Source organism: Paraplanobispora takensis, assembly GCF_016863195.1.
In the GTDB taxonomy this organism is placed as follows: domain Bacteria; phylum Actinomycetota; class Actinomycetes; order Streptosporangiales; family Streptosporangiaceae; genus Planobispora; species Planobispora takensis.
Genome location: NZ_BOOK01000052.1, coordinates 1 through 21,402 on the forward strand (window position 1 = coordinate 1; position 21,402 = coordinate 21,402).

Sequence of the window (21,402 nt, forward strand, 5' to 3'; positions counted from 1 at the left end):
CGTCGACGGTGCGGGACGGGTCGTGGGCGCCCCGCCGTTCTCCCCCGCCGGGTTCGGGCGCGGGGTTGCGTGGTGCGCGGACGGAGGTCACGGGCCTCACCTCGCCCGATCCGCGGTCAGCCGCTCCGCCCCGGGCAGGCGGCCGATCCAGCGGTCCAGCGGGAGCAGATTGATCACGACGACGATCGGGATGTGCGCCAGGGCGAACGCGATCGTCGCGCCGAAGGAGATCGGTCCCCCGGTGAACACCGTGATGTGCGGGGCGTCGATGGACGCGGGGATCTCCACCGGGTTGACCAGCTGCCACATGATGTCGAGGAAGCCGGAGAACACGATGACGATGCCGCTGAAGGCGATCTTCAGGCAGCGTCCCGGGGTGCCTCCGCCGATCCGGTAGGCGGCCGCGGAGGTGAGCACGATCCCGGGATAGAGCAGCAGGTACAGGTGCGTGTAGAAGCTATCGTCCTGCACGCGCCCGACGTCGCCGTAGTAGAAGTAGCTGATCCGCGGGATCACGTAGCCGGTGAAGAAGACGAACGGCACGTACAGCAGCCAGTGCTGCCGCCACGACACCCACGGGAAGAACGCGACGGCGCAGCACAGGAGGGCGAAGGCCAGCAGCTTGGCCGCGAACTCCCACACCGTCCCGGCCTCCCGGCCGTGCGGCATGACCAGCCACACGAAGGCGAAGCCCGCCGCCCCGGCGAGCAGGGAGATCCACCACAGATGGGGGGCCCATCCGCGTGCGGCGGCCGGCGCGTCGTCGCGGTCCGGACCTTCCCCGGGGACGTCCCGGCCGTCGAGGGGCGGGGAGGACGGCGGGACGCCACCGCGCGCCGTCATGAGGTCCGGAACCTTTCATCCGATGTCAACGCCGGTTTTCCGGCGGGACGGGGCAGGTCGAGCGGCGCCTTCGCAGCGGAGACCAGGGGGAACATTCGCATTCACAGCCTTATGACGTGCGGCGCCCGGGAAGGCCGTTCACCGGGCCATTCTTTTCCCGAGGGATCGGTTTCCTTTCCCGATCGGGTTATTGCGTTTTTCAACCATCTGGGCGGCCGGTCATCCGACCCCGGATTTCTCGTACGCCTCCGGCCGGGTCCTTCTCCCCCGGTCCAGGAGCATCGCGGGCACGCGCAGGCAACCGGCGGCCAGCCCCGCGACGAGTGCCGTGTGCACGGCGAAGTGGACGGCCATGAAGTAGGCGGTGAAGGCCGCCCCTCGCTCCCGGTGGACGAACCTCAGCAGCGGCGGGTCGGCCAGGACGAACCCCACGACCATGGCGGCGGGTACGGCCAGCAGCGCGGGGTGCGCCAGGCCGAGCGGCAGCCCGGCCAGCGCCAGCGCGCAGGCGAGGATCCCCGCCGGGCGGTTGGCGTGCTCCGGCCTCCCGCCGTCCCGGGAGGCGGCGACCACGAGCAGCGGGATCAGCGGGAGGGCCCGCCGCCACTGCTCGGCGAGGATCGGCAGCAGCCGGCTCCCGTCGTCGTGGCGGCCCGCCACCGTGTCGGTGAGCACGATGCGGCAGCGGGCCGAGAGCCTGCTGCCGTACTCGACGTCCTCGGAGTCGCGCAGGCTCTCGTCGAGCCGTCCGGCCGCGAGCAGCGCCTCGCGCCGGATGGCGGCCAGGGCGAACACCACGCCGTTGACCTCGCCCAGGTGACGGCGGCGCCAGTGGACGGCGTGCAGGATCCGGTAGCGCTCGACCGGCCCGTCGTCGATGAGCGGCTCGGTGTCGTAGACGCCGTGCACGCAGCCGCATCCGGGGTCGCGGTCGAGGATCTCCAGCGCGTTCGCGACCGCGTCGGGCCGCAGCGCCACGTCGGAGTCGAGGAAGAAGACGACGTCCCCGTCCGTGCCGTCGACGCCGGCGTTGCGGGCGGCCGAGACGCCGCGGTTGTCGGGAAGGCTCACGACGCGGCAGCCGAGCTCGCGCGCGATCCGCGCGGAGTCGTCGGTGCTCGCGTCGTCCACCACGACGATCTCGTCGGGCGGCCGGGTCTGGGCCAGTACCGACTCCAGGCACAAGCGCAGCGTCCTGGCGGCGTTGTAGCACGGGATGATCAGGGAAACCGTCGTCATGAGTCCAGGCGTCCTGGCTGTCGGGGGCGAGGAGGACGCCCCCGACAGCGGCTCGGGCGCGCCCGCCGGGCGGGCCGCGGACCGGTGGGCGGGACCGCGAGGGCATGCCGGGACCCCGGTCGCCGGTCCGGCCTCGCGCACGGTCTTCGGAAGGACGCGACCGGCCCGATCACCGGTCAACGCTATGCACCGGGCAGGGTGAATGTCCGTGCGGGAATAACTGCTGTTTTCACCGTCATTGTTGCAACGATTCTCGCCGCGTCTCAGGAGTTGCGTTCGCGCGGGGATCCCCGGACCACGACATTCCATCCTTGAATTCTCATTTGTGAACACCGTAGCGGCGCAAGAGGCCGGAGACAACAGATACGGTCCAAAATTTGGGAGCGCTCCCACGGCAACATCCCGTCAACTTCCGGGTCAAGTCCGGAGTGTGCCGGTGGCCTGGGGCTTAACGGAGAGATCCGATGTCATCCTGCGGATCAGCACCTGTCCGTGCACGTCGGGGTGGTCATTCCCGGCGCCGGCTTCCCCACCGTGGTCATCCCCGGCTCCTCGCCGTAGCGCCCGGTCAGCTCCGCGCCGATCCTGGCGAGCTCGGCGCGGACCCCGTCCGGGGCCACGACCTCGACGAGGGTGCCCCAGCCCGCCAGATGCCGGGCGATGTCCAGGGCCGTGGGCGCCGCCAGGCGGACGCGGACGCGCCCGTCGTCGAGCGTCTCGCCGGCCTCGCAGTGACGTCCGAACTGGTCGCGCAGGACCCGCAGGTGGACGGCGCCGACGAGCACCGTCGCCGAGACGAGCGAGCGCCGCCGCTCCACCTCGTCCACGATCCGCCCCCATGCCTGCGGCAGCTCGAAGCCGCCGGGCCGTTCGAAGGGCAGGTCCGTCATCACGGCCTCGGCGATCCGGTCGATCCGGAAGGTCCGCTGCCCCTTCTCGGTCCCGGCCACGAGATACCAGACGTCGTCCTTGTCGACCAGGCCCCAGGGGTCCACGAGCCGCCGCGTGCGCTCGCGCGCCCGGCCGTCGTAGGTCAGGCGGATCTTGAGCCGGCGGACGACGGCGGTCTGCAGCAGCTCGACGACCTCGGGACGCTCCTGGTCGCGTTCCCCCCAGCGCACCGGGTCGACCATGACGGCGGCCGCCGCGGCCTCGGCCTCGGCCCGGAACGTGCCGGGCAGGGCCCGTACGAGCTTGCGCAGCGCCGACTTGACCGCCGGGGAGGCGGACGCCGCCGGGCCGACGAGCAGGAACAGCGCCCGCGCCTCGGTCGCGGTGAGCCCGCTGAGATCGGTCCTGGCCCCGCCCACCAGCGACCATCCGCCGCCCCGGCCCGGTTGCGGATACACCGGGACCCCGGCGGCCGACAGCGCCTCCAGGTCCCGGCGGGCGGTGGCCACCGACACCTCCAGTTCCCCGGCCAGTTCGGCGGCGGTCACCCGGCCGCGGGACTGCATCAGCAACAGGGTGGCCACGAGGCGGTCGGCGCGCATGGATCGATTCTCGCCAGAAAAGTGCTCATTCGGTGAGCGCTTTGAGGCGAAGAATGGTTCTCATCAGCCGAACGGGGACTGTCACCCCACGACGGAGGGACCTCAGATGTTGCGAGGATTCGCCACCATCTCGTTCTACGCGGCCGACCTCGAGGCGGCGAAGCGGTGGTACACCGAGGTGCTGGGCATCGAGCCGTACTTCAACCGGGAGAACCCGGACGGCAGCCTGGGATACATCGAGTTCCGCGTCGGCGACTACCAGCACGAGCTGGGCGTCATCGACAGCCGGTACGCGCCCGCCGGCCGGCCGGACGTCCCGTCGGGGGCCGTCACGTTCTGGCACGTCGACGACCTTCAGGGGGCCTTCGACCGGCTGCTGTCGCTGGGGGCGGAGGAGTACGAGCCTCCCGTGGAGCGCGGCGAGGGGTTCGTCACCGCCTCGGTGGTCGACCCCTTCGGCAACATCCTCGGCGTCATGTACAACCCCCACTACGTGGAGATGCTGAAGACGGCCCCGGCGACGTGACCGCCGGGGCCGGACCGCTCAGGCGGCCGCGGGGACCTTGTCGAGGAAGCCGTGCACGGCGCCGATCCGGCCGTCCCTCACGACCACGACGTCGAACCCGGTCACGATCCCCTCACCGTCCCGGGGACCGAGGTGCCAGGTGAAGCGGGCCAGGTCGTGGTGGCCGTCCACCGGTCCCCCGAGCCGGAAGACCATGCCGGGGAACTGCTCCCGCACCGCCCCGATCAGGCCGTCGAGGGCGTCGCGGCCCCGCACCGCCGCCAGCGGGTCGGTGTAGGCGACGTCCTCCTCGCACAGGGCGTCGATCATCTTGCGGCGGGCCGGGCCGGTCTCGTTCCAGAGGGCGATGTACTGCTCGGCCAGCGCGGTGAAGTCCGTCATCTTCCTGCTCCCGTCACCTTGGGACGTTCTTCCCTACGGGTCACGACGCTACGGAGATCCGGAGGAGGGCGAATCCGTCACGCATACCTGATCCGACCGGTCCCCGGCGGCGCGGATCAGGTATGCGCCCGGCGCGGATCAGGCGTCCGTACGGCGCGCCGTACCCGTGCGCACCGATCCGCACGCCGATCCGCGCGCCGGTCAGCGCCAGAACCGGACCTCCGGATAGCGCCGGGACGGGCCGTCGAGCAGCCGCTGGGGCCGCTTGCGCAGGTGCAGGTCGAGGAAGGCCGCGACGTACCCGCGGGTGATCTCCATCGAGCGGGTCCCGGGCAGCGTGCCCAGGTCCTCGAAGTCGACCTTGCCGGCCAGCAGCGGCGCGTAGTCGAGGAAGGAGGCGTGGCCCGCGCCGCCGACAGTGAGCCAGCGCTTCCACCCGGTCATCCGCTGCCAGTCGCGCTTCCAGGTGGTGTCCTGGCCGTCCGGCTCGTGGATCTCCCCGGCCCCCAGCAGCATGAACGGCCGGGAGAGCCCCTTGCCGGGGATCGGCATCCAGAAGCTGCCGTCCATGTTGATGCCGGCGCGCACCCGGGAGTCGTTGAGCATGGTCCAGGTGGCGCTGTTGCCGCCGATGGAGTGGCCGGCCATCGCGATCCGGGACGGGTCGATCAGCCCGGCGTGCTTCCAGGCCGGGTCCTCGCCGGTCAGCCGGTCGAGCACGAAGGACACGTCGGCCGCCCTGCCCCTGGTCGTCTTGGGTCCGTAGTCCTGCCCCCTGCAGGCGACGCAGGTGACGGTGCGGCCGTCGGGGAAGGTCGTGCCGGCGGCCTCGTAGGTGTGGTCGACCCCCGCCACGACGTACCCCCGGCTCGCCAGGTCCTCGGCCAGCCCCGTCAGCGAGGTGCGGGGGGCGCCGAACCCCGGCGACAGCACGACCAGAGGCAGGCCGCGCCGGCGCCCGAGCGGCGTGGCGCCGGTGACCGCGTTGGTCCGCGTCCCGCTGAGCAGCCGGGCGGGCACGCCGCCGATGCCGTTCTCCTTCAGCAGCAGCTCCGCCTCCTTCTCGGTCATGTACGGCGCCCGGCGCCCGCGGGACTCCCGGGAGGGGTACCACAGCGACACCATGAGCTCGCGCGACTTCACCGTGGGCACCCACGGATCCGGGCGGGAGTCGTCCACGAGGTGCAGGACGGTCGTGCCGACCGGGTACGGCCCGGTCGGCTCGGGCAGCGCGAGAGCGGAGGCGCCGGGCGGCTCGGTCGGGGTGGGGGCGGAGGCGCCGTCCCCGGCGGCGGGCGCGGCGGCCGCGGGTGCGGGTGCGGCGACGGCGGGTACGGCGAACGCGAGCACGGCGACGGCGGCGGCCAGGGCCCCGCGGATGGGTGACATGGACATGTGGATCACCCTGCCGGGGCCCGGCCCGCGGCCGCCTCGGCCGGGCGGTCACCGCCGGGGTGCGACTTTCGCCGACGGAGTACGACCGTCGTCGGACTCGCCCTCCGCCGGGAGGGCGGCGCCGTACCCCCGGAGCCGTACCCCCGGGACCGCACCCCCGACGCCGTACCCCCCGAATGGAGGAGCGGCGGGGAGGGGAGAATTGTCGGCGGAGACGGATACGGTCGAAGCGCCATGCCTACCGCGTCAGAGACGGCGATCTCGATATGACACCTGCGCTCATCGGGCGAGATCATCCCGCCGGGGTCCTGCGCGCCGAGATCGGGCGCGTGACCGACAGCCACGGCGGCCTGGTGCTGGTCACCGGAGAGGCGGGCATCGGCAAGACCGCGCTGGTGACCGAGGCGGCCGAGGAGGCGCGGCGGCGCGGGGCGCTGGTCCTCGGCGGCTCGTGCTGGGACTCCGACAGCGCGCCGGGCTACTGGCCCTGGGTCCAGGTCGTGCGCGCCCTGCGGCGCGGGGCCGGCGCCGGAGAGTGGGCCGCGGCCCTGGAGGCGGCAGGCTCCGGCCTGTCGCTCCTGCTGGGCGAGTCGCGCCGCGGCGGGGAGGCCGAGGCCTTCCGGCTCTACGACGCGGTGACCGGCGCGCTGGTGTCGGTCTCGCAGAACCGGCCGGTGGTCGTCGTCCTCGACGACCTGCACTGGGCCGACGTCGCCTCGCTCAAGCTGCTGGAGTTCGCGGCCCAGCACACCTGGTTCGAGCGGCTGCTGCTGGTGGGCACCTACCGTGATGCCGAGACCGAGGCGGCCGACCACCCGCTGCGGCCGATGCTCACCTCGCTGACCGCGAAGGCGACGACGGTGACGCTGACCGGCCTGGGCCACGAGGAGGTCGGGGCGCTGATGGCCCGTACGGCGGGCCGCGAGCCGGACGCCGGACTGGTCGCCGAGGTGCACCGCCGCACCGGCGGCAACCCGTTCTTCGTGGAGCAGACGGCGCGGCTGTGGCACGGCGGCGGCCCGGTCACCGCGACGGCGCCGGGCGTGCACGACGCCCTGCGGCGCAGGCTGTCGCTGCTGCCCCCGGCGGTCACCGGGCTGCTCACCACCGCGGCCGTCCTCGGCCGGGAGTTCCACCGCGAGGTCCTCGCGGCCGCCGGGTCCGTCCCGCTCGCCGAGGTGGACCGGCTGCTCGGCCAGGCGGTGGCCGCCCGGCTCGTCGTCGCGCGCGAGGACGGCCGCTTCGCCTTCGCCCACGACCTGGTCCGCGAGTCGCTCTACGAGGCGCTGGGCGGGCAGGAGGCGCGCCGCCGGCACGCCGGGGTGGTGGGCGCGCTCGACGGGGCGCCCGAGCTGGCCCGGCGGGTCTTCCCCAGCGACCTGGCCCGGCACGCCTATCTCGCGGGGGACGCCCTCGAACCGGCCCGCGCGGTGGCCCACCTGCTCGCCGCGGCGCGCGACGCGAGCACCCGCATGGCCGTCGAGGAGGCCATCGGGCACTGCCGCCGCGCGCTGGAGGTGGCCGACGACCCCGCCCGCCGCGCCCTGATCGCGCTCGACCTGGGCCGGCACCTGCGTCACGAGGGCGACAGGGAGGGCGCCTGGCAGTCCTTCGAGCAGGGCGTCGCCGTCGCCCGCGACCTCGACGACGGCAGACTGCTGGCGCGCGCGGCGCTCACGCTCCACTCGGTCGACGACCACGACGAGCGGGCCGCCCGGCTGCGGGCCGGGACGCTCAGACGGGCGTACGCCAAACTGGTCGGCGACGCTCCCGCCGAGTCCAGGTCGCCCGACGACCTCGCCCAGGAGCTGACCGTCCACCTCCTCATGCTCGCCCGGCGCGACGACGACGATGACGAGCTGATGTTCGGCCTGTGGGCGCGGCACGACACGATCTGGGGGCTGGGCACCGCCGCGGAGCGGGTCAAGCTCGTCGACGAGCTGATGGACGTGGCGCGCCGCACCGGAGACCGCGACACCGAGCTCCTGGCCTCCTCGCTGCGCTGGGTGGCCCTGCTGGAGCTGGGCGATCCCGGCTATCTCGACCAGTACGACGCGTTCGTCTCCCTGGCCGAGCGCCACGGCACGCCCCGGTTCGCCACCGCGCTGTTCATCGACAAGAACATCGTCAGCACCCTGCAGGGCCGCTTCGAGGAGGCGCACGGTCACCTCGACCACGGCCTGCCCGCTTTCTGCGAAGGCGACCACTCCGGTCTCCTGGCCATGGCGGACCAGCTGCGCTGGTCGACCCTGATCCCCCAGGGCCGCTTCGAGGAGCTGCGGCGACTGCGCCGCGACCTGCTGGAGCACGGCCACTCCCACCCCGACCTGCTGGAGGGCGTGGCCGCGTTGCAGCGGGGCGACGTCGGGACCGCGCTCCAGCTCCTGCCGGAGGAGGCGCCCGGGCAGGAGCCCTATCCGCGCAACCTCGCGCCGCTGGGCCTGCGCTTCCTGGCCCAGGCGGCGGCCGCGGCCCTGGACGGGGAGCTGTGCGACCGGGCCCGCGCCGCGCTGGAGCCCTACAGCGGGCAGTGGATGGTGTCGATGTACGGCTGCGACATCAGCGGGCCCGTCGACCTCTGGCTGGGCCTTCTCGACGCGGCGCAGGACCGCTGGGCCGAGGCGCTCACCCGGCTCACCGCCGCCTGCCGGTCCGCCGAACGGCTCCGGTCGCGCACCTGGGCGGTCGAGGCCCGCTGCCACCTAGCCGAGACGCTGCTCGCCCGGGGAGAGCCCGGCGACGCGCGGACGGCGGCGGCGATGCTCGACGAGATCGGGCGCGAGGCGGCCGACCTCGGCATGCGGCACATCTCCGGCCGGGTACGGCGTGCCCGCGACCGGGCGGCGCAGGCGGCCACGGCACCGGCGGGACGCGGCGCCCCCGCGGACGGATTCATCGCGGACGGATTCATCGCGGACGGGGCCACCGCGGACGGGTTCGCCGCGGACGGGTTCGCCGCGGACGGGTTCCGCCGGGAAGGAGCCGGTGAGGACGAGGCTGTCACCAACGAGTTCCGCCGGGACGGCGCGGTGTGGTCGCTGGCCTTCGGGGGGCGCAGGGTGCACGTGCCCGACGCCAAGGGCCTGCGCGACCTGCACGCGCTGCTGAGCCTGCCGGGTGCCGACGTGCCCGCCGTACGGCTGCTCGATCCGGAGGGCGGCGAGGTCGTGGTCGCCGCGCGGCGAATGGGCGGCGACCTCGTCCTCGACGACGAGGCCAGGACCCGCTACCGGCGGCGCCTGGCCCTGCTGGACGAGGAGATCGACCGGGCGGCGGAGCTGGGCGACGACCGCCGCGCGGTGGAGTACGACCGGGAGCGCGAGGCCCTGCTGAACGAGCTGCGCGCCGCCACCGGGCTCGGCGGGCGCGGCCGGCGGCTGGGCGACGAGGCCGAGCGCGCCCGCAAGGCCGTCACCGCCCGCATCCGCGACACCCTGCGCAAACTCGGCCCGATCCATCCCGAACTCGCCGCCCATCTCCGCGCCGCCGTCTCCACCGGATCCAGTTGCCGTTACCGGCCCGGCCACGAGATCCGGTGGAGTCTGTGAGAGGTGCTCACCTGCGGTTGTACAGCCGCATGGTGAGGGTGCCGAAGACCGCCATGATCACCGCGCCGGCCACCAGGACCCAGGCGACCTCTCCCGCGGCCGGGGCGCCGGCCATCAGCCCGCGCACCGCGGAGACGAGGTGGGTGACGGGGCTGGCGTCGACGAACACCTGGAGCCAGCCGGGCATCGTGGAGGGGTCGACGAAGACGTTGCTGAGGAAGGTGAGCGGGAACAGCACCATCATGCTGACGCCCATCACCGACTTCTCACTGCGCAGCAGCAGGCCGAACATGGTCCAGATCCAGGAGAAGGCGAAGGCGAAGGCCACCAGCAGGCCCACTCCGGCCACCACGCCCACCACGCCTCCGGCCGGGCGGAAGCCCATGATCAGCCCCACGACGATCATCGTGATCGAGGCGAGCACATACCTCAGCACGTCGCCCAGGAGATAGCCGACCATCGCGGCCGGCCGCCAGACGGGCAGCGTGCGGAACCGGTCGAAGATGCCCTTGGCGATGTCGGTGTTGACCGCCACCCCGGTGTACATCGTGGTCATGACCACGCTCGTCACCAGGATGCCCGGCAGCAGGAACTGCAGATACTCCTGCGTCGAGCCCGCCAGCGCACCGCCGAACAGGTAGGTGAACATCAGCACCATCATGATCGGGAAGGCGGTCACGTCGAAGAGCTGCTCGGGGACGTGCTTGATCTTCAGCATGGCCCGCCACCCGAACGCCGTCGACGCCGCCGCCGGGCTCGGCCGCTTCGGGCGCTCCCCCGGGGTCAGGACGGCGCCGATGCTCTCGGCCGCGGGCGTGTACGTCACCGCCGCGCTCTGCCCGGCCTCGGGCTCGACGCGGGTCTGAGTGGTCGTCTGGGTGCTCATGCTGCGGCCTCCTCGGTGGCGGCGGGCTCGGCGGGACGGTCGGTGAGGGCCAGGAAGACCTCGTCGAGGCTGGGCTGGCCGAGGGAGAAGTCGTCGACGACGATGCCGGCGGCGGCCAGCTCGGCGAGCACGCGGGAGGCCTCCTCCGCGGCGCCGTACTCGCTGCCGGTGCCCGAGACGCGGGCGGTCACCGCCACGGGGTCGGCCTCCGCGTGCGCCGGCACGCCCAGCGCGCGGGTGAGCACCCGTTGCGCCTCGGGTCGCTGCGCGGGATCGCGCAGCCGCAGGTGGACCGTGCCTGTGCCGATCGAGGACTTCAGCTCGCCCGGCGTGCCCTCGGCGATGACCCGGCCGTGGTCGATGACCGCGATGCGGCCGGCGAGCCGGTCGGCCTCGTCGAGATACTGGGTGGTCAGCAGCACCGTGGTGCCGTGGGCGACCACGGCCCGCACGATGTCCCACACCTGGCTGCGGCTGCGCGGGTCCAGGCCGGTGGTGGGCTCGTCGAGGAAGAGCAGGTCGGGGGTGCTGAGGATGCTGGCGGCGATGTCCAGCCTGCGGCGCATGCCGCCCGAGTAGGTCTTCACCTGGCGCTCGGCGGCCTCGCTCAGCCCGAACGCCTCCAGCAGCAGCCCGGCCCTGTCCCTCGCCGCGGGCTTGCGGTGTCCCAGCAGCCGGGCCAGCAGGACGAGGTTCTCCGTCCCGGTCAGGTCCTCGTCGACCGAGGCGTACTGCCCGGTCAGGCTCACCCGGCTGCGCACGGCGTCGGCCTCGCGCACCACGTCGTGGCCGAAGACCCTGGCCTGCCCCCCGTCGGGGCGCAACAGGGTGGCCAGCATCCGCACCGCGGTGGTCTTGCCCGCCCCGTTGGGACCGAGCACGCCGTACACGGTCCCGGCGGGCACCGTGAGGTCGAGGCCGTCCACCGCCCGGGTGTCTCCGAATATCTTGACCAGCCCCGACGTCTCCACCGCCAGGTCGGTCACTCGTCTGTTCATGATCTGTCCTTCGTCCGTCTCGGCATTCACCCCCCAGGCGCGAGACGGCCCCGGGCAGCCGCCAGATTCGATCTGGCAACCGGCCCGCCCGGACCCACCATGGTCATCTTCTCCGCCGCCCTCTAATCTCCTTGTCTCATGCGGACCCCCCTCTCCCTCCTCGTCGCCTGCCTCCTGGCGGTCGCGCTCTGTCCGGGTACGGCGCACGCCTCCGGATATCCCGTCAAGGACTCCCCCGTCCTGACCGACAACGCCCTCTACGAGACCGGCAGGCTGAAGACGACCTCCTGCCGGCCGGCCGCCCCCAAGGCGGGCAGCGCCTCCTCCGCCGAGCGCTACCTGCGGTCCGTGGCCCGGTGCCTGGACGCGACCTGGTCGGCGCACCTCAGGAAGGCGGGCAAGCCCTTCACCCCGCCCCGGATCCGCTTCCATTCCAAGCCGCGCGACTACTGCGGCAGGCCATGGCCCAAGGACATGCTGTCGGACTACTGCCTCCGGGACAGCACCATCGTGTTCCTTTTGAACGGATCGACCACCAAGGTGTCGAAGCAGTACGCCTTCATGGCGATGGCCCATGAGTACGCCCACCACGTGCAGAAGCTGTACGGCATCCAGCAGGCCTACGCCGAGCTGCCCCATCGGAACACCAGGGAGCGCTACGAGCAGACCCGCCGGTACGACCTGCAGGCAGACTGTCTGTCCGCCGCCTTCGCCCGCAGCGTGTGGAAGTCCCTGGACCTGCCGAAGAGCGCATGGAAGGACTTCCTGCTGGTGTCGATCCAAGGAGGTGACGGCTACTGGGGCACGCATGAATACGGCAAGGGCGAGTCCATCGTGCAATGGCTGCTCACCGGCTACGACGAGGCCTCTCCCGGCGACTGCAACACCTGGACCGCCGGACCCTCGTGGGTGGCCTAGCCGTACGGGCGCCGGCGATCCGGTCCGCGTCGGCGAGCTGCTCGGGGCGCTGCGGGAGCTTCCCGTCACGCCGGAGCTGCGGGCCGTAGGAGGACGGCGGCCCGGTGTCGGTCTCGTCCTGAACGGCGCACTGACCCTCCCGGGTTGCGGCCGCATGCCGCGAAGATGGGGTAACGACCCCATCCGACGTCGATTGGATAAACATGCGAGTCGTCGTTATCGGCGGGAGTGGGCACATCGGCACATTCCTCGTCCCCCGGCTGGTGCGGGCCGGTCACGAAGTGATCAGCATCAGCCGGGGCGCCCGCGCCCCCTACGCCGACGCTCCCGAATGGGAGCAGGTGCGCCAGGTCCTCGCCGACCGGCAGCGAGAGGACGGTGAGGGCGTCTTCGGCTCCAGGGTGGCCGGGCTGAGCCCGGACGTCGTGGTCGACCTGATCTGTTTCACCGTGGAGGCGGCCACCGCGCTGGTCGAACGGCTCCGCGGCGGGACCGGGCACCTGCTGCACTGCGGTTCCGTCTGGCGCTACGGCCCCAGTCACAAGCTGCCGATCTCCGAGACCACGGGCACCGCCCCCTTCGGGGAGTACGGGATCCAGAAGGATCGGATCGCACGGATGCTGAAGGAGGAGACCGCCTCCGGGGGCCTGGTGACCACGTCCCTGCACCCCGGGCACATCGTCGGTCCCGGCTGGCACCCGATCGGCCCGCTGGGGAACCTCGACCCCGCGGTCTGGTCCACGCTTTCGGCCGGGAAGCCGCTGCAGATCCCGGGCGACGGCGCCGAGCTGATGCACCATGTGCACGCCGACGACGTCGCGCAGGCCTTCGAGCGGGCGATCGAGCACCGGGACGCGGCGGCGGGAGAGGACTTCAACGTCGTCGCCCCCACGGCGCTGAACGTCCGCGGGTACGCTCACACGGCAGCCGGCTGGTTCGGGCAGAGCGCGTCACTGGAACCGGTGACCTGGGAGGAGTTCCGCCGGACCACGACCCCGGAGCACGCCGGGACGAGCTGGGAGCACCTCTACCGCAGTCACTGTTTCAGCATCGGGAAAGCCGAGGCCCTCCTGGGCTACGCACCGCGCTACGAACCGGAGGCCGCCGTGCTCGAATCCGTCCGCTGGCTGATCGAACACGACGGGCTGCAGGTGGCCCGCCCGCTCATCGCCTGACGGGGGCGAGCGATTCGCCCCCGCCACCCGGTCAGGCGCGCTGCTCCTGCAGGGTACGGAGCAGGTCGAAGGCGGGGCGGTCCAGCGACCGGTTCACGTTGGACAGCATGACGACGGCGACGCCCTTCTCCGGGTCGAAGCCGGTGAAGGAGGAGAACCCTCCCGTCATCCCGTTGTGCCAGATCTGCAGATGGCCGCCCTGCCGTTCGTGCAGACGCTGGCCCATCCAGCCCAGGTGCGTCCAGGAGAAGGGGCTGATCCGGTGCTCGGTCGCGCGGGTGAGCCGTACGGCCTCCGCGAGCTCTCCGGCGTCGTCCAGCTGGGCGCGGACGAAGGCGACCATGTCGGCCGCCGTCGAGCGCAGCCCGCCCGCCCCGGCCAGGTCGGCCAGGTGCCACGCCGGGACGGGACGGCGGCGCCGGTCGTGTCCCCGGGCAAGCCGCGCGGACCTGTCGCCCTCGACGGTGATGCCGGTGTCGGCCATGCCCAGGGGCGCGCAGATCTCCTTGGCGACCAGTTCCTCGTAGGAGGTGCCGGTCCGGTGGGCCAGTGCCAGCCCCAGCAGCCCGGCGCCGAGGTTGGAGTAGCGGAAGCGGCGTCCCGGCGTGGCGCCCAGCCGGGTCCCGGCCAGGCCCTTCAGCAGGAACTCGGCGGTGCAGCCGGCGTACGGGTCCGGCGCCGAGGGCCGCAGCAGCGCCTTCAGCAGCATCCCCTTGGGCAGCCGCGGCAGGCCGGAGGTGTGCGTGGCCAGGCGCCGCGGTGTGATCTCCTCGCCGTCCCGCGACGGCACGCGCGACCCCTCGGGCAGCAGCCCGGCCAGCGGCTCGTCGAGGTCGACCGTGCCCGCCACGGCCAGCCGGGCGAGCGTCAGCGCCGTGAACGCCTTGGTCACCGAGCCGATCTCGAAGATCGTGTCCGCGCCGGGCACACCGTCCCGATCGCCGCCCGTCCGGCCGGCGCCGTGGATCTCCACCGCCTCCCCGGAGACCGCGGCGACCACCACACCCACGTGCTGAGCCGCCAGGCGGTCAGCGGCTTCCCGGACAAGACCGGCAAAATCCGTCATGCCCGAAATTATGGGGCATTCCACGCCGCCCCGCGCGGTACGGCGGAGCGCGCCGGAACAGGGCGGCGGAGGGCGGGGATGCGGGCGGCGGGGAGGCCGGGCCTCAGGCGGAGGCCGGCCCGCCCGCGGACGGATCGGCGGGCAGGGAGAAGCGGGCGCGCTGGTCGGCGGGGACCAGGTCCAGATACTCGGGGTGCCGCTCGATGTAGCCGCGGATGAACGGGCAGAACGGCAGCACCGCCAGCCCCTGCGCCCGGGCGCCGTCCAGCGCGCCGCGGGCCAGGACGGAGCCGAGCCCCCTGCCCTCGAAGCCCGGGTCGATCTCCGTGTGGGTGAGCGAGATCTTCGAACCCGCCCGGGTGTACACGGCGAAGCCGGCCGTCGTCCCGTCCACCGTGATCTCGAACCGCCCGGCCCCGGGGTTGTCCGCGACCTTCGGCTCCGCCTGCTCCGTCACTGCCCGACTCCTACGATCGTCATGCGTTCAGCGGCACAGTACCGGGTCCGCGGCCGCCCGCCGCCCGCCCCGCCGCGCACCGCGGCCGCTCACCCGGCGGCCCGGCCGGTCTCCGGGAGCCAGGTGTCCTTCGACCCGCCCTCCGGAGAGGAGTCGGCGATCATGCTCCCGGCCGGGGCGACGCGGGTCAGCGCCGCCGGGGGGACCGCGACCGTCTCCCCCGACAGGACGAAGGCCCGCAGGTCGACGACGCGCGGGCTGAGCCGCTCGCCGTCGAAGGACGGGTGGGTCGCCAGCGGGATCGTCTCCTGGGCGACCCACCGGCCGGGCGAGGCGACGATCCTGTCGCGGAGCCCGTCGAGCTCCGCGGCGGACGCCTCGGGCCCGACGACCACGTCCTGCCCGCCGCGCCCGTCGACCGGCTTGACCACAAGCTCCTCCAGCCGGTCCAGCACCTGCTCCAGGTCGCCGGCTTCGCGGCACAGGTAGGTGGTGATGTTGCCGATGAGCGGCTCCTCGCCCAGGTAGTACTCGATGAGGCGGGGCACGTACCGGTACAGGCGCTTGTCCTCGGCGACGCCGTTGCCCGGCGGGTTGGCCAGGGTGAGCGCGGAGCTCCCGGCGGCCCGCAGGAGCTCCTCGCCGAGGGTCCCGGCGAACAGCGCGTCCTCGTCGATCCGGCGGTAGATCACGTCGATCGGGCGCCCGGCCGCCTCCACCCGCCCGTCCCTGACGCTCAGGTCGGCGGGATCGGCCAGGACCGCCCCCAGCTCCTCGGCGAGCATCCGGTGCTCGGAGTAGGCGGGCAGGTCCGGCCCGCCGGAGACCACGGCGATGTTCCGGCGCCCGCCCGCCAGCAGCGTCTCCCGCAGCATCCGCAGGCCCTGCCGCGGGTCGGCGACGCCCTCGGCGGGGACGAGCTCGGGCATGACCTCGGCCATCAGGCGCCTGCCGGCCACGGCGTACCCGAGACCCGAGGGCACCCGCAGGTTGTCCTCCAGCACCGCCCAGCGGCCGACGCCGTCGCGCACCAGGTCCAGCCCGGCGACCGCGCAGCGCACGGCCTCCCGCGGCGTCAGCCGCCCGGACTCGCGGTATCCGGGGGACTCCTCCACCACCCAGGCGGGGATCACGCCGTCGCGCACGATGCGGCGCTCGCCGTACACGTCGCGCAGGAAGGCCTCCAGCGCGCGCACCCGCTGCGGCAGGGCCCTGCCGATCTGCGCCCACTCGTCGGCCGGGACGAGCCGCGGGACCAGGTCGAACGGGAGGGCCCGGTGCCCGTCGCCGTCCTGCGGCCTGAAGGTCATGCCGTTGCGGCGCTGGTGCCGCTCACTCTGACGCTCCCGCTCGCGCAGGCCGTCGGCGCCCAGCCGGTCCAGGACCCGCAGGACCGGCTGGTACGGCTCCCGCACGGTGCCCTCGATCAGCACCTCGTCGCCGGGGGCGTCGTAGCCGTCGAGCAGGCGCGTGCGGATCCGCGGCGCCGGCCCGCCGAAGGAGGCCTCCCACTCCTGGGAGCGCGTCTCGGCCAGGACGAGGTCGACCACGTCGGCCAGCCGGCCCTCCCGGGCGAACGCCCGGCGCTGGCGGGCCGAGGAGCTGCCCCGGGCCAGCGACTCCCGGGCCAGCTCGGAGACCAGGTCCCAGTCGCCGAACTCCTCCAGCTGCGGCCGCAGGCCGTCCACCATCCGCCCGACCACCTCGGCGGCCGGGGCGGGCACCCCCTCGACCGGGTCCACGAGCCGGCCCTCCAGCCCCGACCGCGCCGCCCGCCAGCTCGCCGCCCGCACCATCTCCAGCCGGACCGAACGGTCGACCCCGTTGCGGACGTCCTGAAGCTCTCTGGCCACCAGCGCCCGGAACAGCCCGGCGATCAGCACGATGTCGCCCACCCGCGGGCAGGCGTCGCACACCCGCAGCTCGACGGTGGGCACGTGGGCCGAGGGCCGGATGTCGAAGTAGATCATGCCGGGGTCGGTGATCACCTCGGACCGCACCAGGTCCTCGATCAGCCGGTCGTACTCGGCGGCCGAGGAGAACCGGGCCACCGGCCCGGCCGTGGGCCAGCGCTGCCACACCAGCGGCCGGTAGGCGGCGTACCCGGTGTCGGCCCCCAGCCAGTACGGCGAGCTGACGCTCAGCGCGAGCAGCGGCGGCACCCACGGGGCCAGGCGGTGGGCGACGACGACGGCCAGGTCGCGGTCGTCGACCTCGGCGTGCACCTGGGTGCCGCAGATCACCTGCTCGCGGGTGAGCAGCTGGTAGTCGGCGAGCATCTGCTCGTAGCGCGGGTCCGGGGAGATCTTCAGGGCCTCCGTGTCGACCAGCGGCACGCTGCCGGCCGCCGCGATGCCCAGGCCCAGCCCGTCCGCCGCCTTGATCACCGTACGGCGCAGCGCGGTCAGGTCGTGCCCGAGGTCCTCCAGCCGGACGAACGGCCGGCTGTTGCCCTCCACCACCGACCGGTGCAGCTCGTGGGTGAAGCGCTCCTGCGGCAGCCGTTCCAGCAGGGCTCCCGCCCGCGGCACCAGGTGCCGGGTCTCGACGTCGACGACGTGGAACTCCTCCTCGACACCGACCGCGATCGGTTCCGCCAGACCCGCCATATACGACCACCCCTGAAGCGCGCCGGTTGATTTTCCGCACCCTTTGCCCAGAAAAAGGGTTCACGCACCTCAGGAGGCGGACGGGTCTCGATTACCGGGCGGCCCGATTACCGGGCGGCTCGGTCACAGGAGTGCTCAGTCACAGGGCGGCTGCAGCCGGGCGGGAGCGCGGTGGTCGTGCGATCCGGTCTCATCACCGTCCCGGCGGGCGCCCAGCAGCGAGAACAGCAGCGGGCTCGCCTCGTACCGGCTGCGGTCCTCGGCGATCAGGTCGACGTCCTCGATGACGACCATGGACGGCTGGAGCGTGCGGGCCATCGACACGGCGTAGTCGATCTTCCGCATGGCCGGCCCGGTCATCACGATCACGGTGCACTCGCGCAGCCGCCCGGCGGCGGTGAGCCGCTCGGCCACCTCCGCGATGCCCACGATGTGCTCCTCGACGGTCTCCAGCCGCCCCTCGGGCAGGATCACCTCGTGCGCGGCCAGCTCCGGCCGGGGCAGGAAGCTCACCAGCACGTTGTCCCGGTGCTCGGTGAAGCCGAAGCCGAGCACCTGGCCGCGGAACGGGTCGTGCTCCTTCTTGAGCCGGTTCACCTCATCGCGCACGGCCGTGGCCGTGTCCCGGTCGGCGGTCAGGGGGAGGCCGCGTTCTCCTCGCTGGCCTTCTCCGCGACGGCGCCGCAGAGCCGCCGGAGGCTCTCGGCCAGAGCGTGCGCACCGTCCCGATCGATGTCCGCCATGCCTTCCATAGTGGTCGACGGAACCACACGACAACCGTGAAAGCACTTTATTTTGCGACTTGTCACTCCTTCCTCTCCCATAGGCCGGAGACCTCCGCGGAGCGTGTGAACGGTCCGGATGGGTAGAGACGTGGTGCAGTGGCCACACATCGCCGGTTCGGGGTGGGCCCACCATGATCACAGGTGTCGAGGCGGCGGCCGCATGCCGGGCGCCGGAGGGAGAGAGACGACAGGTGGCGCACGGATTCCGGGTATGGGCCCCTGACCGCGAACGGGTGGATCTGGTGCTCGGCGAGCGCAGGCTGCCCATGCGGCGGACCGAGGGCGGCGGGTGGGAGCTGACGGTCCAGGACGCCGGTCCGGGCACCGACTACGCCTACTCGCTCGACGGCGGGCCGCCCCGCCCCGACCCGCGCTCGCCGTACCAGCCGCGGGGGCCGCACGCGCCCTCCCGGCTGGTCGACCACGCCTCCTTCGCCTGGAGCGACGACCGCTGGCGGGGCGTGCCGCTGCCCGGCGCGGTCCTGTACGAGCTGCACGTGGGCACCTTCTCCCCCGCCGGGACCTTCGAGGGGGCGATCGAGTACCTGCCCCACCTGGTCGAGCTGGGCGTGGACGCGATCGAGCTGATGCCGGTGGCGGAGTTCTCCGGCCGCAGGGGCTGGGGCTACGACGGCGTCAGCCTGTACGCGCCGCACCACGCCTACGGCGGGCCGGAGGGCCTCAAGCGCCTGGTGGACGCCTGCCACGCGCACGGCCTGGGCGTGGTGATGGACGTGGTCTACAACCACCTGGGGCCCTCGGGCAACTACCTGCCGGAGTTCGGCCCCTACTTCACCGACCGGCACAGCACGAACTGGGGCGACGCGGTCAACTTCGACGGCCCGGGCAGCGACGAGGTGCGCGACTTCGTCGTCGGCAACGCCCTCATGTGGCTGCGCGACTATCACTGCGACGGGCTGCGCCTGGACGCGGTGCACGCCATCGCCGACGACTCGGCGGTGCACATCCTGGACCGGCTGGCCGAGGAGGTGGAGCAGCTGGCCGCCCACGTGCGCCGCCCGCTGTTCCTCATCGCCGAGAGCGACCTGAACGACCCCAGGTTCGTGCGCCCGCGCGAGGCCGGGGGGTACGGCGTGCACGCGGCCTGGGCCGACGAGTGGCACCACGCCCTGCACGCCGCGCTGACCGGGGAGACCGACGGCTACTACGAGGACTTCGGCTCCCTCGACCTGCTGGCCAAGGCCCTGCGGCAGGCCTGGGTCTACGACGGCACCTGGTCGCCGCACCGCGGGCGGGTGCACGGCAGGTCCCCGGCGGGGCTGCCGGGGCACCGATTCGTGGTGTGCACGCAGAACCACGACCAGGTGGGCAACAGGGCCCGGGGAGAGCGCAGCTCCGCGCTGATGGGCGAGGGCCGCCTGCGGGTGGCCGCCGCCCTGCTGCTCACCGCGCCGTTCGTCCCCATGCTGTTCCAGGGGGAGGAGTGGGGGGCCACCACCCCCTTCCTGTACTTCACCGACCACGAGGACCCGGAGCTGGGCCAGGCGGTCAGCGAGGGCCGCCGCCGGGAGTTCGCCGTGTTCGGCTGGGAGCCCGAGCAGGTGCCCGACCCCCAGGAGGCCGCCACCTTCGAGCAGTCCCGGCTGGACTGGACGGAGGTGGACAAGGAGTCCCAGGCGCGGCTGCTGGCCTGGTATCGAGAGCTGATCGCGCTGCGGCGGCGGATCCCGGCCCTCACCGACGGCCGGATCGACCGGGTCGAGGCCGGGCACGACGGCGCCGGCCTGCTCAGCGTCGAGCGGGGGCCGGTCCTGGTGGCGGCCAACCTCGGCGCCTCCACCCGGACGCTGGTCGCCTGCGGACGCCGCGTCCTGGCCGTCTCCGACCCGGGCGTCCGGCTCTCCGGCGACGAGCTGACCCTGCCGCCGGACACCGTGGCGATCCTGGAGGGCTGAGCGCCCCCGCGGGGGTCATGCCCGGGCCGCACACCGCGCGGCCCGGGAATCACTCCGCACCGGGCGCCGCGGCGGTCACACGGTCCCGGGCTCGGCGCAGTACACCGACCCGCCCGCGCGCACGGCGACGGCGGGCTGGGAGGCCGGCACGAAGGCCGACTCGCCCTGACCCAGGTCGAGGGAGCCCACCCCGGCCGTGCCCTCGGCGCACAGCAGGATCCTGGGCACGCCGCCCTCCAGGCGGTGCTCGCCCTCGGCCAGCCGGCGCAGGCTGAACTCCGGCGACGGCGTGGAGTACAGGCCCTCGGCGGTGGCCTCCACCTCCAGCGGCGCGGCCGACGGGTCGGCCACGCGCAGCAGCTCCTCCACGTCGACGGGCTTGCCGGTCAGGCCGGCGCGCACGACGTTGTCGGAGCTGCCCATGATCTCCACGCCGAACCCGCGGATGTAGCAGTGCAGCACCCCCGCGCCCAGGAAGAGCGCCTGGCCGGGCAGCAGCTCGTGCCGCCGCAGCAGCAGCGGCGCCAGGCAGGCGGGGTCACCGGGGTAGCAGCGCGCCAGCCGTACCACCAGCTGGTAGTCGGGGTGGTGCACGGCGGAGGCCGCCCACACCACCTGCTCGACCACCTGGCGGTCGCGCAGCAGCGCCCGCAGGGCCTCGCGGATGTCACCGGCCTCCAGCAGGGACACCGCCGGCTGCAGCCCCGGCACGCCGAGCCGCTTGACGAGCATCGCCGACTGCTCGGGCGCGCGGAAGCCGGCCAGCGCGGTGAACGGCGTCAGCGCGCACACCAGCTCGGGCTTGGGCCACGGGTCGGCGTAGACGCCCCGCGCGTGCCCGTCGGCCGCCTGCTCGGCGGTCGGGTGCACCTGCAGGGAGAGCGGCCGGGCGACCGCGATGAGTTTCATCAGGTACGGCAGGCGCGCGCCGAAGCGGTCGACGACCGCCTGCCCCAGCTGCCCGGCCGGGTCGGCGCCGATGGCCTCGCCCAGCGAACGGCCGTCACCGGCCAGCAGCGACGGCCCGGCAGGATGGGCGCCGAACCACATCTCGGCCTCCGGCCGGGGGGCGGGCACAGGCCTGCCGGTGAACGCCGCGATATCGGTCTGCGATCCCCAGGCGTAGTCCTTGACCGTGTTGTTCAGCAGATACATGTGCTCTCCGTG

17 protein-coding genes are annotated in these 21,402 nt (G+C 73.3%); 5 read left to right on the forward strand and 12 right to left on the reverse strand.

Annotation, left to right across the window (positions count from 1 at the left end):
• Nucleotides 1-96 precede the first annotated feature (96 nt).
• The 3 genes from Pta02_RS32490 to Pta02_RS32500 form a co-directional block, all read right to left on the reverse strand.
• Nucleotides 97-843 carry a hypothetical protein gene (locus Pta02_RS32490; protein ID WP_239131408.1) on the reverse strand — a complete coding sequence of 249 codons (747 nt, stop codon included), beginning with the start codon at nucleotides 841-843 and terminating at the stop codon, nucleotides 97-99.
• Nucleotides 844-1,062: 219 nt separating this feature from the next.
• Nucleotides 1,063-2,082: a glycosyltransferase family 2 protein gene (locus tag Pta02_RS32495; RefSeq protein WP_239131409.1), complete on the reverse strand. Its 1,020-nt coding sequence runs from the start codon at nucleotides 2,080-2,082 to the stop codon at nucleotides 1,063-1,065.
• 479 nt (nucleotides 2,083-2,561) lie between these two features.
• Nucleotides 2,562-3,575 (reverse strand): helix-turn-helix transcriptional regulator, encoded by a 1,014-nt coding sequence (locus tag Pta02_RS32500; protein WP_203878819.1) that lies wholly within the window; start codon nucleotides 3,573-3,575, stop codon nucleotides 2,562-2,564.
• 106 nt (nucleotides 3,576-3,681) lie between these two features.
• Here Pta02_RS32500 and Pta02_RS32505 point away from each other — a divergent pair, with 106 nt between their 5' ends.
• Complete coding sequence (locus tag Pta02_RS32505) at nucleotides 3,682-4,101, forward strand: VOC family protein (RefSeq protein ID WP_203878820.1); 420 nt, start codon at nucleotides 3,682-3,684, stop codon at nucleotides 4,099-4,101.
• A gap of 18 nt (nucleotides 4,102-4,119) precedes the next feature.
• On the opposite strand, the gene Pta02_RS32510 is transcribed toward Pta02_RS32505, so the two are convergent.
• Both Pta02_RS32510 and Pta02_RS32515 read right to left on the reverse strand, forming a co-directional pair.
• On the reverse strand, nucleotides 4,120-4,482 hold the full coding sequence (locus Pta02_RS32510) for a nuclear transport factor 2 family protein (RefSeq protein WP_203878821.1): 363 nt from the start codon (nucleotides 4,480-4,482) through the stop codon (nucleotides 4,120-4,122).
• Between the two features lie 201 nt (nucleotides 4,483-4,683).
• Nucleotides 4,684-5,877 (reverse strand): alpha/beta hydrolase family protein, encoded by a 1,194-nt coding sequence (locus Pta02_RS32515; RefSeq protein WP_203878822.1) that lies wholly within the window; start codon nucleotides 5,875-5,877, stop codon nucleotides 4,684-4,686.
• A gap of 266 nt (nucleotides 5,878-6,143) precedes the next feature.
• On the opposite strand from Pta02_RS32515, the gene Pta02_RS32520 reads away from it, so the two are divergent.
• Nucleotides 6,144-9,425: an ATP-binding protein gene (locus Pta02_RS32520; RefSeq protein WP_203878823.1), complete on the forward strand. Its 3,282-nt coding sequence runs from the start codon at nucleotides 6,144-6,146 to the stop codon at nucleotides 9,423-9,425.
• 7 nt (nucleotides 9,426-9,432) lie between these two features.
• Here Pta02_RS32520 and Pta02_RS32525 read toward each other — a convergent pair whose 3' ends face one another.
• Nucleotides 9,433-10,311: an ABC transporter permease gene (locus Pta02_RS32525; RefSeq protein ID WP_203878824.1), complete on the reverse strand. Its 879-nt coding sequence runs from the start codon at nucleotides 10,309-10,311 to the stop codon at nucleotides 9,433-9,435.
• Nucleotides 10,308-11,309: an ATP-binding cassette domain-containing protein gene (locus tag Pta02_RS32530; protein ID WP_203878825.1), complete on the reverse strand. Its 1,002-nt coding sequence runs from the start codon at nucleotides 11,307-11,309 to the stop codon at nucleotides 10,308-10,310. Before Pta02_RS32530 ends, Pta02_RS32525 begins: the two co-directional genes overlap by 4 nt.
• Before the next feature lie 138 nt (nucleotides 11,310-11,447).
• Between Pta02_RS32530 and Pta02_RS32535 the strand changes: the two genes are divergently transcribed.
• Together Pta02_RS32535 and Pta02_RS32540 are read left to right on the forward strand one after the other, a co-directional pair.
• Nucleotides 11,448-12,227, forward strand: a complete 780-nt coding sequence (locus Pta02_RS32535; RefSeq protein WP_203878826.1) for a neutral zinc metallopeptidase — start codon at nucleotides 11,448-11,450, stop codon at nucleotides 12,225-12,227.
• Nucleotides 12,228-12,430: 203 nt separating this feature from the next.
• Nucleotides 12,431-13,402 (forward strand): NAD-dependent epimerase/dehydratase family protein, encoded by a 972-nt coding sequence (locus Pta02_RS32540; protein WP_203878827.1) that lies wholly within the window; start codon nucleotides 12,431-12,433, stop codon nucleotides 13,400-13,402.
• Nucleotides 13,403-13,433: 31 nt separating this feature from the next.
• On the opposite strand, the gene Pta02_RS32545 is transcribed toward Pta02_RS32540, so the two are convergent.
• The 4 genes from Pta02_RS32545 to Pta02_RS32560 all read right to left on the reverse strand — a co-directional run bounded on the left by Pta02_RS32545 (nucleotide 13,434) and on the right by Pta02_RS32560 (nucleotide 18,143).
• A complete protein-coding gene (locus Pta02_RS32545; RefSeq protein ID WP_203878828.1) occupies nucleotides 13,434-14,468 on the reverse strand; it encodes a serine hydrolase domain-containing protein in 1,035 nt (344 codons plus the stop codon).
• A gap of 103 nt (nucleotides 14,469-14,571) precedes the next feature.
• Nucleotides 14,572-14,925 (reverse strand): GNAT family N-acetyltransferase, encoded by a 354-nt coding sequence (locus tag Pta02_RS32550; protein ID WP_203878829.1) that lies wholly within the window; start codon nucleotides 14,923-14,925, stop codon nucleotides 14,572-14,574.
• An 89-nt stretch (nucleotides 14,926-15,014) separates the two neighbouring features.
• A complete protein-coding gene (locus Pta02_RS32555) occupies nucleotides 15,015-17,534 on the reverse strand; it encodes a carboxylate--amine ligase/circularly permuted type 2 ATP-grasp protein (protein WP_203878830.1) in 2,520 nt (839 codons plus the stop codon).
• 135 nt (nucleotides 17,535-17,669) lie between these two features.
• The gene (locus tag Pta02_RS32560; protein WP_203878831.1) at nucleotides 17,670-18,143 is read right to left on the reverse strand and encodes a hypothetical protein; all 474 of its coding nucleotides are present in this window, start codon (nucleotides 18,141-18,143) and stop codon (nucleotides 17,670-17,672) included.
• 367 nt (nucleotides 18,144-18,510) lie between these two features.
• Here Pta02_RS32560 and treZ point away from each other — a divergent pair, with 367 nt between their 5' ends.
• A complete protein-coding gene (treZ, locus tag Pta02_RS32565) occupies nucleotides 18,511-20,235 on the forward strand; it encodes a malto-oligosyltrehalose trehalohydrolase (RefSeq protein WP_203878832.1) in 1,725 nt (574 codons plus the stop codon).
• A 75-nt stretch (nucleotides 20,236-20,310) separates the two neighbouring features.
• On the opposite strand, the gene manA is transcribed toward treZ, so the two are convergent.
• Nucleotides 20,311-21,390 (reverse strand): mannose-6-phosphate isomerase, class I, encoded by a 1,080-nt coding sequence (gene manA / locus Pta02_RS32570; protein ID WP_203878833.1) that lies wholly within the window; start codon nucleotides 21,388-21,390, stop codon nucleotides 20,311-20,313.
• Nucleotides 21,391-21,402: the final 12 nt, after the last annotated feature.

Coding starts and splice junctions, on each gene's coding strand:
- Pta02_RS32500 (WP_203878819.1), bottom strand. CDS start 3,575: ATGCGCGCCGACCGCCTCGTGGCCACCCTGTTGCTGATGCAGTCCCGC.
- Pta02_RS32505 (WP_203878820.1), top strand. CDS start 3,682: ATGTTGCGAGGATTCGCCACCATCTCGTTCTACGCGGCCGACCTCGAG.
- Pta02_RS32555 (WP_203878830.1), bottom strand. CDS start 17,534: ATGGCGGGTCTGGCGGAACCGATCGCGGTCGGTGTCGAGGAGGAGTTC.
- Pta02_RS32510 (WP_203878821.1), bottom strand. CDS start 4,482: ATGACGGACTTCACCGCGCTGGCCGAGCAGTACATCGCCCTCTGGAAC.
- Pta02_RS32545 (WP_203878828.1), bottom strand. CDS start 14,468: ATGACGGATTTTGCCGGTCTTGTCCGGGAAGCCGCTGACCGCCTGGCG.
- Pta02_RS32535 (WP_203878826.1), top strand. CDS start 11,448: ATGCGGACCCCCCTCTCCCTCCTCGTCGCCTGCCTCCTGGCGGTCGCG.
- Pta02_RS32540 (WP_203878827.1), top strand. CDS start 12,431: ATGCGAGTCGTCGTTATCGGCGGGAGTGGGCACATCGGCACATTCCTC.
- Pta02_RS32515 (WP_203878822.1), bottom strand. CDS start 5,877: ATGTCCATGTCACCCATCCGCGGGGCCCTGGCCGCCGCCGTCGCCGTG.
- Pta02_RS32495 (WP_239131409.1), bottom strand. CDS start 2,082: ATGACGACGGTTTCCCTGATCATCCCGTGCTACAACGCCGCCAGGACG.
- Pta02_RS32530 (WP_203878825.1), bottom strand. CDS start 11,309: ATGAACAGACGAGTGACCGACCTGGCGGTGGAGACGTCGGGGCTGGTC.
- Pta02_RS32520 (WP_203878823.1), top strand. CDS start 6,144: ATGACACCTGCGCTCATCGGGCGAGATCATCCCGCCGGGGTCCTGCGC.
- Pta02_RS32490 (WP_239131408.1), bottom strand. CDS start 843: ATGACGGCGCGCGGTGGCGTCCCGCCGTCCTCCCCGCCCCTCGACGGC.
- Pta02_RS32525 (WP_203878824.1), bottom strand. CDS start 10,311: ATGAGCACCCAGACGACCACTCAGACCCGCGTCGAGCCCGAGGCCGGG.
- manA (WP_203878833.1), bottom strand. CDS start 21,390: ATGTATCTGCTGAACAACACGGTCAAGGACTACGCCTGGGGATCGCAG.